The organism is Corynebacterium tardum, assembly GCF_046717785.1.
GTDB lineage: Bacteria > Actinomycetota > Actinomycetes > Mycobacteriales > Mycobacteriaceae > Corynebacterium.
This window is the reverse complement of the sequence record NZ_CP177104.1, coordinates 1587144-1603712: the sequence shown is the minus strand read 5'-3', so window position 1 is coordinate 1603712 and position 16569 is coordinate 1587144. Positions and strand designations below refer to the sequence as shown.

Below are 16569 nucleotides of genomic sequence, written 5' to 3'. Positions count from 1 at the left end.
GTGGTGGGTGCTCACAGGGGTAAATGCTCCTTAGTCCTCGTGATCGATAGTGGTGGGTTCGGTGGGGTCGGATTCACCGGGCAGTTGGCGGCGAGCGGGGCGCTCCAAGGATTCGCGCTGCGCCTGCGCCATCTGGCGAGCTAGTGCTGGCTTATAGACGGATTTCTCGCGCTTATCGCGCTTTTGGCCGCGACTGTTTCCAATCACCACCGCGATCCACGGAAGAGGGAAGGTCACGGCGACGACCGCCGCGGCGGCGATCCACCAGTGCCACACGGAGATGAGAACGCCGGCGATGATGAGTGACGGTATGCGCACAAACTGCAGGATGGAGTAGATGACCTCGCGGCGGTGCCGGTCCTGTCCGGGCGCGAGCTTGGCGGAGGTAATCAGGTGCGTCTCGCGGCTGAACACGCGCCTGCGCCGCCGCCCCGATTGTGGGGTGTCGGCTGCTGAATCGCGCGGGTTGGAAGGGGTCATGCACACCAGACTAGCGGGGAGAGTCGCCAACTTCGATACCGATGCGGCATGATAGGGGGCGTGAGTACGACGACTAAGACTATTGAACGCCCCGATGTCCGCGAGGATACGTCGACCAACGACGACACCCCGAAGTTCTTCCACTACGTCAAGAAGAACCAGATCCTGGATTCCGCGGTCAACGGCAAGTACGTCGTGGCACTGTGCGGAGAGACCTTCCCGGTGACCAAGCAGGCGAAGCCGGGCTCCCCGGTGTGCCCGGACTGCGAGCGCGTCTACAAGAGCCTGCGCCGCCGCTAATAAGCATCGCTCACTGCCGCCCGCACGGGCGGCGTAGCTCAACACCCCTGTGCGCCCTAGCGCACGGGAAACACATACCTGTCGGGACAGTGGGAAAATTGTGAGGGGGATAGTCGCTGACCGTGTCTACACAGTCATCAACTCAAAGATTTGCAAATAACGGTTCGCTGCGTGTGTGGCAGCGCGCCGCGCTGGATAAGTTCTTGGCCACCAAGCCGAAGGACTTCATGGCCGTGGCTACACCGGGCGCGGGTAAGACCACCTTCGCCCTTCGCGTGGCTACCGAACTCATGGCGGATCGCACCGTCGAGCGCGTCATCGTCGTGGTGCCGACGGAGCACCTCAAGGTGCAGTGGTCCGAGTCCGCGTCCCGCGTCGGGCTAGCTTTGGATCCGAAGTTCACCAACTCTTCTGGTGTGAACCCGGCCATGGACGGCGTGGTGGTGACGTATGCCCAGGTGGGTATGCACCCCTTCAAGCACCGTGCCATATCATCTGCCCGGCGCACCTTGGTGATCCTCGATGAGATTCACCATGCCGGCGACGCCAAGAGCTGGGGCGACGGCGTGCGCGAGGCCTACGACGACGTGGAGCACCGCCTAGCGCTGACCGGTACGCCCTTCCGCTCGGATGACTCCCAGATTCCCTTCGTGCGCTACGAGGAAGACGGGGAGGGTCACCTGGTCTCCCGCTCCGATCACACGTACGGCTACGGCGACGCGCTTGCCGACGGTGTGGTGCGCCCCGTCGTCTTCCTCAGCTACTCCGGCGAATCCCGGTGGCGCGATAGCGCCGGCGAGGAACATGCCGCGCGCTTAGGAGACATTCTCAACCCGGAGCAGACCGCGCGCGCTTGGCGCACCGCCTTGGACCCGAAGGGCGAGTGGATCCCCACGGTCCTGCAGGCGGCACACACCCGCCTGATGCAGATGCGCCGCAACATGCCGGATGCCGGCGGCCTCGTGCTGGCTACCGATACGACAACCGCACGCGCGTACGCCAAGATCCTCAAGCAGATCTCCAATACCCCGGTCTCCGTCATCCTGTCCGACGACCCGGGTTCCTCCGCGCGCATTGCCGAGTTCTCCGAATCCACCGACGAGTGGATGGTGGCCGTGCGCATGGTGTCTGAGGGCGTCGACGTCCCCCGCCTCGCCGTGGGCGTCTACGCCACTTCTGCTTCGACCCCGCTCTTCTTCGCCCAGGCCATCGGGCGCTTCGTCCGCTCCCGCATGCCGGGAGAGACTGCTTCGGTATTCCTGCCCTCCGTACCGGTTTTGTTGGGCCTGGCGGAGAATATGGAAAAGCAGCGCGATCACGTCCTCGGCGGGGAGAAGAATCCCGACAAGGAGGGCTGGGACGACGAGCTGCTTGAGGATGCCAATAAGAAGAAGTCCGAGCCCGACATGCTCGAGCCTTCTTATGAGTCCCTCGGCGCGGAGGCAGAGTTCTCCGGCCTGCTGTACAACGGCTCCCAGTTCAACACCGGAGCAATCACCGACGAGGACGAGGACTTCCTGGGAATTCCGGGGCTTCTCGACGCCGACCAAGTCAAGGACCTGTTGCGCAAGAAGCAGTCGGAGGAGATGGACCGCCGCGAGGCAGAAGAGAAGGCGCGCCGGGCTGCAGAGGCAGCCGAGGAACAGCGTCGCAAGCTCTACGGCACCCCGCACGCGCCGAAGCGTGGGGGACAGGCGGGTGCCGCGGCGGCTTCACCAAGCTCTGCCGGCTCCGATGCCGGAACGGTGGATGAAATCTCGGCGCTGCGCAAGGAACTCAACACCGTCGTGTCGATCACCGCGCAGCGCACCGGACGCCCGCACGGCGCCATTCACACCGAAGCGCGCAAGGCCTGCGGCGGGCCTCCCACCGCGCTATGCGACGCCGAGCAGCTTCGCGAGCGCATCGACTATCTGCGCAAGTGGTAGGACATCCCGCCACCGTGCGGAGCGCGGTAGGCGCCTGCGCGCCGCGGCGCTGCCGCTTCGCACTTGAAAACCACAAATGGCCCCCGTGGGGGCCATTTTTTCTGTGGGTACTTAGCCGGTACGGCTCGTTTTCCTAGTCCAAATAGTCACGCAGGACCTGCGAGCGCGACGGGTGGCGCAGCTTCGACATCGTCTTGGACTCGATCTGGCGGATACGCTCGCGGGTAACGCCGTAGACCTGACCAATCTCGTCTAAAGTGCGCGGCATGCCGTCCGTGAGGCCGAAGCGCAGGCGAACCACGCCGGCTTCGCGCTCCGATAGGGTGGTGAGCACGTCCTGGAGCTGGTCCTGCAGGAGGGTGAAGGACACGGCGTCGACAGCAATGACTGCCTCGGAGTCCTCAATGAAGTCACCCAGCTGGCTGTCGCCCTCATCACCAATGGTCTGGTCCAGGGAGATGGGCTCACGGGCGTACTGCTGGATCTCCAGCACCTTCTCCTCGGTGATGTCCATCTCCTTCGCCAGCTCCTGCGGGGTGGGCTCGCGGCCCAAGTCCTGCAGCAGCTCGCGCTGGATGCGTCCGAGCTTGTTGATGACTTCCACCATGTGTACCGGGATACGAATGGTGCGGGCCTGGTCCGCCATGGCGCGGGTAATCGCCTGGCGGATCCACCACGTGGCGTAGGTGGAGAACTTGTAGCCCTTGGTGTAGTCGAACTTCTCCACGGCGCGGATAAGGCCCAAGTTGCCTTCCTGGATGAGATCCAAGAACGCCATGCCGCGGCCGGTGTAGCGCTTGGCCAGAGACACCACGAGACGCAGGTTCGCCTCCAGCAGGTGGTTCTTAGCCTTGCGGCCGTCACGCGCGATAGCGCGCATATCGCGCTTTTCCATGGGGGAGAGCTTGGCCGCCTTATCGCCCTCGGCGCGGGCCTTTTCCATCTGCTCCATGCGGTACTGCGCGTAGAGGCCGGCCTCAATGCGCTTGGCCAGAGAGACCTCCTGCTCAGCGTTGAGCAGCGCAACCTTACCGATCTGCTTGAGGTAAGCGCGCACGGAATCTGCAGATGCGGTCAGCTCGGCGTCTTTGCGGGCCTGGCGCAGAGCGGCGGACTCGTCCTCATCCCAGACGGAGGAGCCGTCGTCCTCGTCGTCATCCTCCGCGTCGTCGCCGTCGTCCTCGTCGCCGAACTCGTCGTCCTCGTCCATGTCGGCGTTATCCGGGTCGAAGTCCATATCGTCATCGGACGCGTCGACATCGTCGGCGTGATCGTCGGTGAGGCCCTCAGCGTCCTCGAGCTCGTCAGCGTCGAGTTCTTCATTCTTTGCCGGGGAAGTTGCCTTCTTTGCGGCCGACTTACGCACGGTCTTCTTCGCCGACTTCTTGGCAGAGGTGCGGGTGGTCTTCTTAGCAGCCTTCTTCGCCGTCTTTTTGGTCGCCTTCTTCGCGGTCTTTTTGGCCGTCTTCTTGGCGGTTTTCTTAGCTGTCTTCTTCGCCGTCTTTTTAGCGGTCTTCTTGGCTGTCTTCTTCGCCGTCTTCTTGGCGGTCTTTTGTGCAGGTGCAGATGCCTCGGAGGAGCCCTCGCCCGCGCCGAGTACCTGGTCTGAAGAATCAGTGGCTGCCACGTACGCCCTTTCGACTTGCTCTGATGAGTGTAAATGCGGGGAACAGTGGAAGTTCTCGCAACTATTCCCCGATGCTAGCCCGCCTCAGAAGAGAGCATGTGAGGCGCGCCGCTGGGTATTTAATGATCGGCAGCCCAGTATAGAACATTTCGGCTGGGTGCCGGTCACTGGGGTCTGCCTGGGAAGTAGGTTTAGGCTTCCGGCTACGGGCGCACGCCTTCCTTCGCCGCCATTGCGGCGCCGACAATTCCCGCGCGATTGCGCAGCTGAGCGGGCACAACCGGGGTGTTGATGTCAAGGTATTCGCCCCACTTGTCGAACTTGCGGGAAATGCCACCGCCGATGACAAACGCCGACGGGTTCAACAGTGCTTCGTACTCGTGCAGCACGCGGTTGACGCGCTTGGCCCATTGCTTGGTCTTGAGTTCCTCGCGGTCCTTGACGGCGGAAGAAGCCTGCTTCTCCGCTTCCTTCTTGTCCACGGTGAGGTGGCCGAGCTCGGTGTTGGGGAACAGGTGACCGTCGAGAAGCAGGGCGGAGCCAATGCCCGTACCCAGGGTGAGGAACAAGACCGAGCCGGTACGTGCGATCTCGTCGCCGTAGGCAACCTCCGCGAGTCCGGCCGCGTCGGCGTCGTTCAGCACGGTGAAGGGAACATCGAGGTGCTGGCTAAACAGCTCCTGGGCGTCGACGCCGATCCAGGACTTATCGATGTTCGCAGCGCTGAGCATGACCTGGTCCTTGACTACGGACGGCATGGTGATGCCAACCGGGCCATCCCAGCACTTCTCGGAAACGATCTGCGCCACGACCTCTGCTACTGCCTCCGGGGTGGCCGGTTGGGGAGTAGCAATCTTTAGGCGGTCACCCACAAACTCACCGGTGGCAAGGTCAACCTCGGCGCCCTTGATGCCGGAGCCGCCGACGTCGATACCGAAGGAGTGGCCAGAGTGGTGGGCTGAATGTTGAGCAGTCATACCAATATTGTAAGCAACCGTGTGGTGCCGTGCCGCGTAGTGTGTCGAATACATCACGGCCACAGCGGCAGCGCGCATCCTTCGTGTCCGTCTGCAGCACCTGCGTCTGTAGTTGTGCCAATTGTGGTGCGGGAGGCGTGAGGTTGTGCCCATGAGATTGGCCACGCGGTGAGTTTGGAGTTGCTAGCCTAGAAATTTTTTAAACGGCGAACGAGCGTTCAAAAGCCCTGCTAGAGGGGTATCTCCTCCGAGAAATGCGGTGGCGGGGGTGGCCACTTTCTCGCCCCCACGCCGGGCCTAGTGTGACAGGGCGGCCCGAGTGGTTTAGGATGCCGTCGATAAATACACGTACCTATCGATCTGACTCACAGGGGCAAACACTATGGCCACCGATTACGACGCACCGCGTCGCCGCGTTGAAGATGAGCTTGAGGCCGATTCTCTCGAGGGCCTGAAGGCGGCAGAAAATGACAACAACGGCATGGATGATGACGGCGAAATCGTCGAGTCCTTCGAGCCGCCGTCAGTAGACCTGACCGGCGAGGAACTCAACGTCACCGTGGTTCCCCGCAAGGACGACGAATTCACCTGCTCCGTCTGCTACCTGGTGCAGTCCAACAAGCGCCTGGACCACGAGGAAGACGGCGAGCCGGTGTGCATGGACTGCGCCTAGAACCCGGCGGGGTAAGCTGCTGCGACATAGTCGCGGACGCAGTTGCGAACTAGCTGACCTGGTCGGGGACGAAGGCGGCCAGCAGCTGCTCGGGGTTCTTTGACCCGATGAGCCAGTAGGGGGTGGGGTCCTCGGGGTCATCGAGCACGAGCATCACGTGCTCCGGCACCCAGCCGTGGGTGACGATAAACGCCGCCGGGTCCAGCTGCGGGCCCAGCGCGTTGCGCCGCGCCGTGGCGGGGACGGCCGTGCTGCGGGAGACGACGTCATGCGGCAATTGCGCGTCCTTGACGGTAAGCCAGCGGGTGCCGTCCGCATCCTGCTCCACCTGCACCACAGTGTTGGACCACGTCAGCAGCGCCCACACGGCGATGATGCTGAGCAGGATGGCGGGAACGATAACCCACACAATGCTGCGGTTTAGGCTGACGGTTGCAGTGGTCAAGGCCACGATGAAGGCCGCCATAATCCACCAGTACCACGGCACCCACTGGCGCTCGCGGTAGAGAATGTCCGGGGTGGCCGCGGCCGGCTGCGGCGAAGAGGGCGAAGCTGGCGAGGTGGAAGTCATGGCCACCCAGTCTAGTCGCCGCACGGGCTTTGGTTCCAACGCATACCTTGTCACAGCGTCACAGCGCCGAGTTCTCGCTTCGGTACCAGGCTGAGTCAGGATATCGTGACAAGGTAGGCTGGGCCGGGTGAATGAGCAACACCCTCTCGTAGACCCTACAAGCCCGTTCGGAGACATCCAGGTCAAGCGCTTGGACAAGGAGCTGCCGCTCCCGCATCGCGCACACCGCGGTGACGCGGGCGCTGATCTCTATGCCGCGCACGCGGTGACACTGCGCCCGGGGGAGCGCGCGCTGGTGGGAACCGGCATCGCGATTGCCCTGCCGCTGGGGACCGTCGGATTGGTTCACCCGCGCTCCGGGCTAGCGGCCAAGCACGGCATTTCAGTGGTCAATACTCCCGGCACCATTGACGCGGATTACCGCGGGGAGATCAAGGTGTGCCTCATCAATCACGACCCCACCGAGACCTTTGAGGTCGAGCGCGGGATGCGCATTGCACAGTTGCTGGTCCAGCGCGTGGAACTGGTGGGTTGGCGCGAAGTAGACGATTTGGACGCGACCGAGCGCGGCGCCGGCGGCTACGGCTCCACCGGCGTTAACTAATTTTTCTAGCTTTTACCCCGCGATCTAGACGCAAATTCGACTCACAAGACTCGACGCACGAGAAAGGAATCAACCATGGCACTGTGGCCCTTTGGCAAGAAGAATAAGGACGAGCAGACGGAGGCGGCTACACCCGCCGCAGAGAACCCGGCCGGTACCTCCACGGACAAGGAACCGGCCGCTACGGCTAGCGCTCCTGAAACCGCGGCGAAGTCAGCAGATGCCGCTGAAGCCAACGCGAGCGCTGGTCCGGCGGGGGCGGTGCATGCTGTGGAGCACGACGCCATCAACGGCGACATGGGCCCCTTCGACGGCGATTCCGTGGATATTTCCCAGTTCAACTTTGAAGACTTCTCCGTGGGCTTGCTGGACCTAGGCTCCGTGCGCATCCCGCTGCCCAAGGGCTCGCAGGTCCAGGTGGAAATGGGGGAGACTGGCCCGCGCATGCTCCACATTCTTACCCCGCACGGACGGATGACGCCGGTGGCCTTCGCGGCGCCGCGTACCTCGGGGCAGTGGGCGGAGTCTGCCGCGGACATCCTCAACGGCCTCGAATCCGATGGCTTTTCCGCGCGACTGGAGGACGGCCCGTGGGGCTCGGAAATCGTGGGCAGCAATGACAAGGGCGGCATCCGCATCATCGGTGTGGAGGGCCCGCGGTGGATGTACCGTCTGACCCTGGCCGCCCCGGCGGGCAAGGAGGAGGAGCTGGCGCAGCTGGGCCGTGAAGTAGTCGCGCGCACCTTCGTCTACCGCGGCGAAGACCCGATTCTGGCCGGGAACCCGTTGCCGGTGGTTCTGCCGCAGCAGCTGGCGGAGCAGGTGCAGCAGGCCCTGCAGCAGCGCCAGCAGCAGGCGGAGGCTAACGGCTCCGCGGCACTGAGCACCGAGGGACAGGAAGAAGCGGACGCCCCGAGCACCGACGCAGAGGCACAGGCCCGTCAGCAGCTCAAGGATCTCGAGGACTAGGCTTAACGCGTGACGAAACCAACCACGACACCTGATTCCGGAACCACTGATGCCGCAGCAGAAGAACCCACTCTGCTGGAGCAGATGGGCGGGCTCACCGGCTTAGTCTCGGCCACCCTGCCCGTCCTCGTGCTCATCCCCGTCAACAACGTGTGGGGCTTGGGGCCAGCGCTGTGCGCCGCACTCGGCGTGGCATTACTTATCAGTGTCTGGCGCCTCGTGCGCAAGGAGACGCTGCAGCCGGCACTGTCGGGTCTGCTCGGAGTTGCCATTTGCGCGGGCATTGCGTGGTTTACCGGGGATGCCAAGGGCTACTTCCTGTACGGCATCTGGATGTCGCTCGTTCTGTGCATCGTGGCCGTGGTCTCCATTATCGTGCGCTGGCCACTGGTGGGCGTCGTGTGGAAGGGGCTTAACGGGGACGGCATGGACTGGCGTGCCGTGCCCGTGGCGCGCCGCGCATACGCCTGGGCCACGGCGGGCTGGGCCGCAGTTTTCCTCGCCCGCTTCGTGGTGCAGCGTGCGCTATACGACGCCGATGCGACCACCACTCTGGGCATCGTCCGCATCATCATGGGCTGGCCCTTGACCGGCGTGGTGACCCTGCTGACCATCTGGATGGTGCGCCGCGCTAATGCGGCCATGGAGACCGAGGAAGCCTCGGACACCGAAGTTCTGAAGGCTGCCGAGACGAAGGAGAACGCCAATGAGTGAAGCCGACGAGCACCGCGAACACACTGTGAATAAGGGCGATTCCTTTGACACCACCGTGGAGCGCATGGCACACGGCGGCGTCGGTATCGCCACCGCACCCGACGGCCGCGTGTGCTTCGTCCCGGGAGGATTCCCCGGTGACCGCGTGCACGTGACGGCCCGCAAGGTGAAGAAGAACTTTGTGGAGACAGAATTGGAGCGCGTCGTGGAGGCCGGAAGCCTTCGCGTTGACTCCGCGTGCCCAGCTGCAGCACTCGGGGCCGGCTGCTGCGACTTCGCAGCACTGGACCCGGGCGCGGAGCCGGGAATCAAGGTAGACGTGCTCACGGATCAGTTGCGCCGCGTAGCACACGTGGAGGACTTCCCGGAGATTGAGACTGTGGAGCTCGCCCCGCGCCGCGGGTGGCGCACGCGAGTGCGCTGGGGAGTGGACGAGCAGGGACGCGCGGGCACCCGCAAACGTGGTTCGACCGAGCTCGTCACGGACGTGGCCTGCTCGCAGTTGGTGCCGGGGCTGGCCGACGGCCTCGTGGGCCCCGGGGCGCGCCGGTTCACACCGGGCGCCGAGGTCATCGCCGTCATGGATAGCGATGGCAACCGGCACGTAGTTGAATCCCGCAAGGCACCTCGCGGCCGCCGCGTGGAGACTGTCCGGGAGGTCATTGAGGCGCCCACGCAGGATGTGGTGCAACGCGCCGACGGGATCGAATTTCGCTTCCCGCCCACGGCCTTCTGGCAGGCTCACAGTGCCGCACCCGACACCTACACGGGGATTGCGCGCGACTGGCTCAGTGCGGTCGGCTCCGATTCCGACGCTGAGCAGCAATCCCAGCACGTCGCGTGGGACCTCTACGGCGGTGTGGGGCTCTTTGCACCCGCGTTGGCAGAGTCAACTGCACCGCAGGGCGGGGCAACGACTGTGTATTCCGTGGACTACTCGCCGGCCGCTGCACGCGCAACGTCCGGCCTCGAGGCTGTCGAAGGATTGGACGTAAAGTTCCGCACCGCGAAGGTGGAACAGGTAGCAGCGCAGCTGCCGCACCCGGATGCGGTTATCTTGGACCCACCGCGCACCGGCGCCGGACGCGACGTCGTCGCTGCTATCGCGCAAGCACACCCGCTCCGCGTCATGCACGTGGGCTGTGACCCCGCCACGTTCGCCCGGGATCTGTCCTCTTGGGCCGAGCACGGATACCGCCTCGAGAGACTGGCCATGGTTAACGCCTTCCCGGGAACCCATCACTTCGAGACCCTCGCCCTGCTGGTTCCTTCCGCCTAGCCGGCCGGGAACCGTGGATGTGGACAGATAAACAAGAATTGCCGTGTCGGGCTCAGAAGCGGGTACGGTGGTAAGGAACAACACTATCGATGAAGGGGTTGAAGGCAGCTCTATGAGCATTCTGGATTCCATCGAATCGCCGGGCGATCTCAAGGCCCTGAGCAAGACGCAGCTAGTGGAACTAGCAGGAGAGATTCGCCAACGGCTGATTGAGAAGGTCTCCGCCACCGGCGGCCACCTGGGGCCGAACCTGGGCGTAGTCGAGCTCACGGTGGCGCTGCACCGCGTGTTCAATTCCCCGCGTGACCCCATCGTTTTCGACACGTCCCATCAGTCCTATGTGCACAAGATGCTCACCGGCCGCGCGGACCAGTTCGACACGCTGCGCCAAAAGGACGGCCTTTCCGGGTACACCGACCGCGCCGAGTCCGAGCACGATTGGACGGAATCCTCGCACGCCTCCGCGGCGCTGTCCACGGCGGATGGACTTTCCAAGGCCTTCAAGATCCGCGGCGAGTCTCACCGCAACGCCATTGCAGTCGTGGGCGATGGCGCGCTGACTGGCGGTATGTGCTGGGAGGCGCTCAATAACATTTCGGCGGACCAGGACCGCAACGTCGTCATCGTGGTCAACGATAATGGCCGTTCCTATTCGCCCACCATCGGCGGCCTGTCCGAAAATTTGGGCCGGATTCGCGCCCAGCACGGCTACGACGAGTTCATGGAGCTGGGCAAGAAGCGCCTGAAGTCCATGGGCTGGGTGGGCGAGCGCACCTTCGACGCACTACATGCAATGAAGGAGGGCGTAAAGTCCACCGTCATGCCGACGGAAATGTTCCCCGAACTCGGCATCAAGTACGTCGGGCCCATCAACGGCCATGACGTGGATTCCCTGGTCCGGGCGCTGAGCTATGCCCGGGATTACGACGGCCCCATCATCGTGCACACCGTGACCGAAAAGGGCCACGGTTTTGCCCCGGCCGTCAACGAGCCGAAGGACCAGATGCACTCCACCGGTGCCATCGACCCGGTCACCGGCGTGTCCAAGGGCGAGAAGCAGCCGGGCTGGACCGCGGCATTTTCGGAGGAGCTTATCAAGGCCGGCGGTGAGCGCGAGGACATCGTGGCCATTACCGCGGCGATGGCGGGGCCGACTGGCCTGGCGCCGTTCCAGGAGAAGTTCCCGGAGCGGTTCTTTGACGTTGGCATTGCTGAGCAGCACGCCATGACCTCGGCATCCGGCCTCGCCTTGGCCGGCATGCACCCGGTGGTCGCCATCTACTCGACGTTCCTCAACCGCGCCGTCGACCAGGTGATCATGGACATCGCGCTCCTCAAGCTGCCGGTGACCATCGTGCTGGATCGCGCGGGTGTCACTGGCTCCGACGGCCCCTCCCACAACGGCGTGTGGGACATGGCTCTGATGAGCATCGTCCCGGGCATCCGCATTGCCGCGCCGCGCGACGGGGCTCGCCTGCGTGAGCTCTTCAACGAAGCCATCGCCATCGAGGACGGCCCCACCGTGGTGCGCTTCCCCAAGGGCAACCTGCTGGAGGACACGGAGGCGCTAACCCGGTTGGACGATGGCGTGGATATCCTCCGCTACTCCGATTCCTCCGCGGAGGAGTCTGATGGGGAGAACGCTGTCGGCGACGCTACCGATGTCCTCCTCGTCGCCGTCGGCGCAATGAGCACCCGCTCGCTGGGTGCCGCGGAGCTGCTGGAGGCCCAGGGCTTCAACGTCACCGTGGCGGACCCGCGGTGGCCGGTGCCGGTGCCGCGGTCCCTCGTGGCGCTGGCCGCGGACCACGACCTGGTGGTCACGGTGGAGGATGGACTCCTGCGCGGAGGCGTGGGCTCCATGGTGGCGGAGGCGCTGGATGCTGCCGACGTCGACACGCCGGTGCACCGCCTCGGCGTTCCAGGCTGCTTCCCCAAGCACGCCAGCCGCGGCGAGGTGCTCGAGGAATTCGGGCTTACCCCACAGGGCATTGCGCAGTCCGTAGAGGAGTGGGTGGCCGCCCGCGAGGCTTAGCGGTGGTGGCCCGAGAGGGCGTCGGCAAGCAACGGCGTTGCCAGCTCTATCTGCCACTCGCGCGCGCCTTGGTCGGCCAGGAAGTCCGGAATGTCTGCCGTTGTGGCGATGTGGCCGGCGACGTCGGCGCCGTGCCGCATCGGGGTGCCCAACGCCGCCCAGACGGTGAGGCGGATGAGACTGGGCTTGAGGATGAGCTCATCGTTGATGCCCAGTTCCTCGCTGAGCTCCGTAAAGTCCGCGCGCACGTCCTGGTAGAGCTCCCACAGCTGCGGGTGCTCCTTGGCCACTACTGACTTGGAGGGCATCTGCCGCGGGGTGTGCTGCGGCTTAGGCCAACTAGCGGCGGGGGACTCGGAGGCGTGCGTGACCGCGTCGAGCCACTGCAGCGTCGCCCCCGCGCGGCGCCGGGGAAAGCCCTTGATCTTGTTGATCTCGTGCGGCGTGCGGGGCAGGCGGCGGGCAATCTCCACCAGCACTCGGTGGGGAAGGATGCGGTTGGGGGCGATATCGCGGGACCGCGCGATGGATTCCCGGCGCTGCCACAATTCGCGGGCAACCGCGAGCTGTTCGCGCGAGCGCAGCGAGGACACGCCCTTGACCTCGCGCCACGACCGCTGCGCGGGCGCGGTGATGTCGGCGTGCTCAGCCATGATGTGGTCGAATTCCTCGAGCGCCCAGTCCAGCTTCTCTTCCTCCGCGAGGATATCCCGCAGGGTCATGGCAAGCTCGTTGAGCAGTTCCACATCGAGCGCCGCGTAGTTGCGCCACTGGCGGGGCAGAGGGGTCTCGGACCAGTCGGAATCGCCGTAGCCCTTTTCCAATTCGACGTCGAAAAGCTCCAGCACCATCGCGCCCAGGTTCGGGTGGGGGTAGCCGGCGAAGCGGGCCGCGAGCTCCGTATCGAAGAGCGCGCCAGGGTAAAGACCCAGCCAGGCCAGGCAAGGTAGATCCGATGGCGCGGCGTGGACGACCCACTCCTGGCCATTGAGCACAGGGGCGAGCGCGGCGCGAAATTCCGCGCGGTGGTGCTCCGGAGCAAGCAGCACGGTTCCGGCCTCAGCCCGACGGATCTGCACGAGGAAAGCACGGTCGTCGTAGCGGTAGGCGGAGGCGCGCTCGGTGTCGATGGCGAACGGGCCCGACCCGGCGGCGAGGCGCTGTGCCGCAGCGTGGAACTCGCGCGGGGTGGACAGGACCTTCGGGGTGCCTTCGAGAGGAACCTGACGCAACTCGGTCATGGCAGCCGCGTATCCTTAGCGGCCGAGCTCGGCCACGCCCTCCGGCGGGAGACCGGCGACGTGAGCCAGAACCTGCGCAAAGGCCTCGACGTGCGGGGCCAGATCAAGGCCCTCGGCGGTCCAGGAAGCGCGCATTTCCAGCTGGTAGGCGCGCGGCGGCCCGCCAATCTCGCCGTAGCGCACAGAGGCCGTGGAGGTGACGGTGCCGCCCAAGTTGGTGTGGGTAGCCTCGCGCAGGTCGAGGGACTCAGTAAGCCACTCCCAGGCGACGTCCGGAAGAAGCGGGTCGCCCGCTACAGCGTCGTCCAAGTCTGCCTGAATGTAGGCCACCAAGCGCATGGCGCCCTCCCAGGCTTCCTCCGCGCCCGGGTCGTGCAGGAGGATGAGACGGCCGAAGGCGTCTCCCTCAGAATCGGTAGGGATGGCGTCGGCGTCCGCGTCGCCACCGCGGGCGACCTCGAGGCCGACAGCGTGGCTAAACGGCGCCAGGCGCTGCGGCGGGCGGATGGTGCCCAGCGTGATCTCCGGGCGCAACTGCGCGGCGTGGAGGGTGTCGACCGCTTCATTGAAGGCGGCCGGCGTGGTCTGCTCCGTGGTTTCGGTCGAAGCGTCGGCGGCGGCGCGGGCGTGCAGGGGAGTCGGTGCCCCTGCCTGGCTGCGCGAAGATACGTCGGAATTGCTCACGGGGATCAACGTATTAGTTTCGCGGGCGCGGCGGGCGAAGGCGCGCCGTGTCCGGCGGGGTTGAGGTAGTAGCGCGCCCGGCGGTGTACAACTTATGATGGATAGGTCATTTGATGGAATCACATGAGGAGAAATGCATGTCGAAGGTCAACTTCACTGAGCTCAACCAGAAGCAGCAGTACTCGCAGCACGCGGTGTTCAAAGTCGTCCCGGGTGCGCTTGGCACGGAACGCGCAGAGATCATCGCCCAGGCACAGAAGTTCTTCGCCGATCTGGCTGAGGCCCGCACCGTGACCGTGCGCGGCATCTATGATCTCTCCGGCATGCGGGACTCCGCGGACTTCATGATCTGGTGGCACGCGGAGGAGTTCGCCGACATTCAGAAGGCCTTCGCGGACTTCCGCCGCGAAACGGTTTTGGGGCAGGTCTCCGAGGTGACGTGGGTGGGCAACGCCCTGCACCGCCCGGCGGAGTTCAACAAGTCCCACCTGCCGTCCTTCATCATGGGAGAGGAACCAGGGGAGTGGATCTCGGTCTACCCGTTCGTGCGCTCCTACGACTGGTACACCATGGATGAGGAAAAGCGGCGCCGCATCCTCATGGAGCACGGCATGCAGGCTCGTGACTATCCCGACGTGCGTGCCAACACCGTTCCGGCCTTCGCCCTCGGTGACTACGAGTGGATCCTCGCCTTCGAGGCGCCGGAGCTGCACCGCATTGTGGACCTGATGTACCTCATGCGCTACACGGAGGCCCGCCACCACGTGCGCGAGGAGATTCCGTTCCACACGGGCCGTCGCGTCAAGGACGTGGCGGAGCTCATTAACGTGCTGCCCTAAGGCACAAGGGGGAGAGAGCCGGGAGAAGGAACTAGCCTTCGACCGGCTTTTCCTCTAGGTTGAGGCAGATCGAGTTGATGCAGTAGCGCAGGTCAGTCGGGGTATCGTAGCCCTCGCCCTCGAAGACGTGGCCCAAGTGCGACTCGCAGTTGGCACACAGCACCTCGACGCGGCGCATGCCCAGGGAGTTGTCCTCGCGCTCGATGACGGTATCGCCGGCCAGCGGGGAGAAGAAGGAGGGCCAGCCGCAGTGGGATTCGAACTTCTCCGTGGAGCGGAATAGCTCCGCCCCGCAGGCCTTGCACGAGTAGACGCCCTCAGTAGTGGTGTTGGTGTACTCGCCCACGTGCGGCGGCTCCGTGCCGGCTTCCCGCAGCACGTAGTACTCCTCGGCGCTGAGGCGCTGGCGCCATTCGGTATCTGCGATGAGCTTGAAATCGGTCATGCCGGGAGTTTATCGCTCTGGACCGAAGGTGTGCCAGCACCACGGGTGCTCGTCCACCAGCCGAATACGGAGGCGGCGGTGACCACGATGAGCAGTGACCAGCCAATAGTGGCGATGAAGACGAACATCCAGTGGGCGGCGGTGGGCATGCTGGTCGACGCCCACTCGAGCGGCGCCAAGAATAAAAATGCCGCGAGCCATGCGCCCCACGTGTGAAAGACGGAACGCTTCAGCAGCACCGTAAACATCATGGGGAACAGCCACATGGAGTAGTACTGCTGGCCCAGGGAAGACAGGAAGAAGACACCGGTCATGATGATGCCGGTGGTAGTCAACGCCCAGAACTCCGGCTCTGAGTTCCGCCAGCGCAGAAGCCCCAGGATTGCCGCTGCGGTCAGTGCCGCGAAGAGCAACCAGATGGGGTAATACAGCACGCCTGGCAGGTCGAAGTAGGCGCGCACGCCCGGCCAGGCGGCGTTGGCGTAGTCACGGGTAGTGGCGAGGTAAGGGAGCAATTTTGCGCGGTAGCCGCTCACGCCAGGCACGAGGGGCCACGCCGCGAGATTGGCCAGCACGGGAACAGCGATGCCGAGGCCCACCGTCCACCAACGCTTGCGCACGACCGCCAAGAACAGCAGGGGCGCGAACTGTGGCTTGACCAAGATGGCCAGTCCAATACAGAGTCCAGCGGCCCAGCCATACTTATCCAGCAGGACTAGGAAAGCCACCATGGCCAGGAGCAGCAGGCCGTTGATGTTGGTAAAGACCAGCGTATTGACTACCGACTCGGTGACGAAGGCGGCGGCGATGCTCACCGGCCATACCGGCCCGCGCAGACTATGACCCACATAGCGCGTGAGCAGCGCCAGGGCTGCGATAATCGCGGCGGCGTTGACAAAGATGAACGCGAGGCGCGCGTGCTCTTCAGAGACAATACCCATGGGGGAGAGCAGTACTGTTGCGCCCGGGTTGTAGAGGTAGAGCGGCTCCACAAAGGAGTAGTTCTGCTCGTAGACCGCAGTGCCCTCCCAGAAGTTCCGGACGGCGCGATAGACGGTGCCGAAGTCATCCGTCACAGTGCCATTGACCGCTAGGACGAAGACACGGTGCAAAACAAGCAGAACGGCCGTGGGCCACGCGGCGGCGGTCCACAGGCGGGCGGGGTTCGCGAAGTTGGAGGCCGGAGAAGTCACGGCAGAAGAG

General features: G+C 64.5%; 17 protein-coding genes. 9 read left to right on the top strand and 8 right to left on the bottom strand.

Going from position 1 to position 16569, the window contains the following annotated elements:
- Positions 1 to 30 precede the first annotated feature (30 nt).
- The gene (locus ACLI1P_RS07725; protein ID WP_411708487.1) at positions 31 to 480 is read right to left on the bottom strand and encodes a DUF3099 domain-containing protein; all 450 of its coding nucleotides are present in this window, start codon (positions 478 to 480) and stop codon (positions 31 to 33) included.
- Between the two features lie 48 nt (positions 481 to 528).
- Here ACLI1P_RS07725 and ACLI1P_RS07720 point away from each other — a divergent pair, with 48 nt between their 5' ends.
- Complete coding sequence (locus ACLI1P_RS07720) at positions 529 to 780, top strand: DUF3039 domain-containing protein (protein ID WP_296130973.1); 252 nt, start codon at positions 529 to 531, stop codon at positions 778 to 780.
- A 122-nt stretch (positions 781 to 902) separates the two neighbouring features.
- A complete protein-coding gene (locus ACLI1P_RS07715; RefSeq protein WP_306506837.1) occupies positions 903 to 2708 on the top strand; it encodes a DEAD/DEAH box helicase in 1806 nt (601 codons plus the stop codon).
- Between the two features lie 133 nt (positions 2709 to 2841).
- Here the strand turns inward: ACLI1P_RS07715 and ACLI1P_RS07710 are convergent, their stop codons facing one another.
- Together ACLI1P_RS07710 and ppgK are read right to left on the bottom strand one after the other, a co-directional pair.
- Positions 2842 to 4335 carry an RNA polymerase sigma factor gene (locus ACLI1P_RS07710; protein ID WP_411708486.1) on the bottom strand — a complete coding sequence of 498 codons (1494 nt, stop codon included), beginning with the start codon at positions 4333 to 4335 and terminating at the stop codon, positions 2842 to 2844.
- A 203-nt stretch (positions 4336 to 4538) separates the two neighbouring features.
- Positions 4539 to 5312 (bottom strand): polyphosphate--glucose phosphotransferase, encoded by a 774-nt coding sequence (gene ppgK, locus ACLI1P_RS07705; protein WP_306506839.1) that lies wholly within the window; start codon positions 5310 to 5312, stop codon positions 4539 to 4541.
- Positions 5313 to 5694: 382 nt separating this feature from the next.
- Between ppgK and ACLI1P_RS07700 the strand changes: the two genes are divergently transcribed.
- Entirely contained in the window at positions 5695 to 5985 is a 291-nt protein-coding gene (locus ACLI1P_RS07700; protein WP_296134595.1) for a DUF4193 domain-containing protein, read from the top strand.
- Between the two features lie 49 nt (positions 5986 to 6034).
- Here the strand turns inward: ACLI1P_RS07700 and ACLI1P_RS07695 are convergent, their stop codons facing one another.
- The gene (locus tag ACLI1P_RS07695; protein ID WP_411708485.1) at positions 6035 to 6556 is read right to left on the bottom strand and encodes a DUF3093 domain-containing protein; all 522 of its coding nucleotides are present in this window, start codon (positions 6554 to 6556) and stop codon (positions 6035 to 6037) included.
- Between the two features lie 127 nt (positions 6557 to 6683).
- Between ACLI1P_RS07695 and dut the strand changes: the two genes are divergently transcribed.
- The 5 genes from dut to dxs all read left to right on the top strand — a co-directional run bounded on the left by dut (position 6684) and on the right by dxs (position 12157).
- Positions 6684 to 7160 carry a dUTP diphosphatase gene (gene dut, locus ACLI1P_RS07690; RefSeq protein ID WP_296134600.1) on the top strand — a complete coding sequence of 159 codons (477 nt, stop codon included), beginning with the start codon at positions 6684 to 6686 and terminating at the stop codon, positions 7158 to 7160.
- 75 nt (positions 7161 to 7235) lie between these two features.
- Positions 7236 to 8129: a DUF3710 domain-containing protein gene (locus ACLI1P_RS07685; RefSeq protein WP_296134603.1), complete on the top strand. Its 894-nt coding sequence runs from the start codon at positions 7236 to 7238 to the stop codon at positions 8127 to 8129.
- Between the two features lie 84 nt (positions 8130 to 8213).
- A complete protein-coding gene (locus ACLI1P_RS07680; RefSeq protein ID WP_296134616.1) occupies positions 8214 to 8843 on the top strand; it encodes a DUF3159 domain-containing protein in 630 nt (209 codons plus the stop codon).
- Positions 8836 to 10122, top strand: coding sequence for a class I SAM-dependent RNA methyltransferase (locus ACLI1P_RS07675; protein ID WP_296134609.1), 1287 nt, complete (start codon positions 8836 to 8838; stop codon positions 10120 to 10122). Before ACLI1P_RS07680 ends, ACLI1P_RS07675 begins: the two co-directional genes overlap by 8 nt.
- A gap of 112 nt (positions 10123 to 10234) precedes the next feature.
- Positions 10235 to 12157, top strand: a complete 1923-nt coding sequence (dxs, locus tag ACLI1P_RS07670; protein ID WP_411708484.1) for a 1-deoxy-D-xylulose-5-phosphate synthase — start codon at positions 10235 to 10237, stop codon at positions 12155 to 12157.
- Here the strand turns inward: dxs and ACLI1P_RS07665 are convergent.
- Both ACLI1P_RS07665 and ACLI1P_RS07660 read right to left on the bottom strand, forming a co-directional pair.
- Positions 12154 to 13398, bottom strand: coding sequence for an HRDC domain-containing protein (locus ACLI1P_RS07665; protein WP_296134619.1), 1245 nt, complete (start codon positions 13396 to 13398; stop codon positions 12154 to 12156). The two genes, dxs and ACLI1P_RS07665, sit on opposite strands and share 4 nt — an antisense overlap.
- 15 nt (positions 13399 to 13413) lie before the next feature.
- Complete coding sequence (locus ACLI1P_RS07660; protein WP_296135152.1) at positions 13414 to 14031, bottom strand: DUF3000 domain-containing protein; 618 nt, start codon at positions 14029 to 14031, stop codon at positions 13414 to 13416.
- Positions 14032 to 14219: 188 nt separating this feature from the next.
- Here ACLI1P_RS07660 and hemQ point away from each other — a divergent pair, with 188 nt between their 5' ends.
- The gene (hemQ, locus tag ACLI1P_RS07655; RefSeq protein WP_411708483.1) at positions 14220 to 14921 is read left to right on the top strand and encodes a hydrogen peroxide-dependent heme synthase; all 702 of its coding nucleotides are present in this window, start codon (positions 14220 to 14222) and stop codon (positions 14919 to 14921) included.
- Between the two features lie 31 nt (positions 14922 to 14952).
- On the opposite strand, the gene msrB is transcribed toward hemQ, so the two are convergent.
- Positions 14953 to 15366 (bottom strand): peptide-methionine (R)-S-oxide reductase MsrB, encoded by a 414-nt coding sequence (gene msrB / locus ACLI1P_RS07650; protein WP_296135145.1) that lies wholly within the window; start codon positions 15364 to 15366, stop codon positions 14953 to 14955.
- Complete coding sequence (locus tag ACLI1P_RS07645; RefSeq protein ID WP_411708482.1) at positions 15363 to 16559, bottom strand: glycosyltransferase family 87 protein; 1197 nt, start codon at positions 16557 to 16559, stop codon at positions 15363 to 15365. The genes msrB and ACLI1P_RS07645 overlap by 4 nt, the downstream gene beginning before the upstream one ends.
- Between the last annotated feature and the right edge of the window lie 10 nt (positions 16560 to 16569).

What these genes read in the sequence shown, in the direction of transcription:
- dxs (WP_411708484.1), top strand. Translation starts at nt 10,235, where the DNA reads ATGAGCATTCTGGATTCCATCGAATCGCCGGGCGATCTCAAGGCCCTG.
- hemQ (WP_411708483.1), top strand. Translation starts at nt 14,220, where the DNA reads ATGTCGAAGGTCAACTTCACTGAGCTCAACCAGAAGCAGCAGTACTCG.
- ACLI1P_RS07675 (WP_296134609.1), top strand. Translation starts at nt 8,836, where the DNA reads ATGAGTGAAGCCGACGAGCACCGCGAACACACTGTGAATAAGGGCGAT.
- ppgK (WP_306506839.1), bottom strand. Translation starts at nt 5,312, where the DNA reads ATGACTGCTCAACATTCAGCCCACCACTCTGGCCACTCCTTCGGTATC.
- ACLI1P_RS07695 (WP_411708485.1), bottom strand. Translation starts at nt 6,556, where the DNA reads ATGACTTCCACCTCGCCAGCTTCGCCCTCTTCGCCGCAGCCGGCCGCG.
- ACLI1P_RS07720 (WP_296130973.1), top strand. Translation starts at nt 529, where the DNA reads ATGATAGGGGGCGTGAGTACGACGACTAAGACTATTGAACGCCCCGAT.
- msrB (WP_296135145.1), bottom strand. Translation starts at nt 15,366, where the DNA reads ATGACCGATTTCAAGCTCATCGCAGATACCGAATGGCGCCAGCGCCTC.
- ACLI1P_RS07725 (WP_411708487.1), bottom strand. Translation starts at nt 480, where the DNA reads ATGACCCCTTCCAACCCGCGCGATTCAGCAGCCGACACCCCACAATCG.
- ACLI1P_RS07665 (WP_296134619.1), bottom strand. Translation starts at nt 13,398, where the DNA reads ATGACCGAGTTGCGTCAGGTTCCTCTCGAAGGCACCCCGAAGGTCCTG.
- ACLI1P_RS07700 (WP_296134595.1), top strand. Translation starts at nt 5,695, where the DNA reads ATGGCCACCGATTACGACGCACCGCGTCGCCGCGTTGAAGATGAGCTT.
- ACLI1P_RS07680 (WP_296134616.1), top strand. Translation starts at nt 8,214, where the DNA reads ATGGGCGGGCTCACCGGCTTAGTCTCGGCCACCCTGCCCGTCCTCGTG.
- ACLI1P_RS07685 (WP_296134603.1), top strand. Translation starts at nt 7,236, where the DNA reads ATGGCACTGTGGCCCTTTGGCAAGAAGAATAAGGACGAGCAGACGGAG.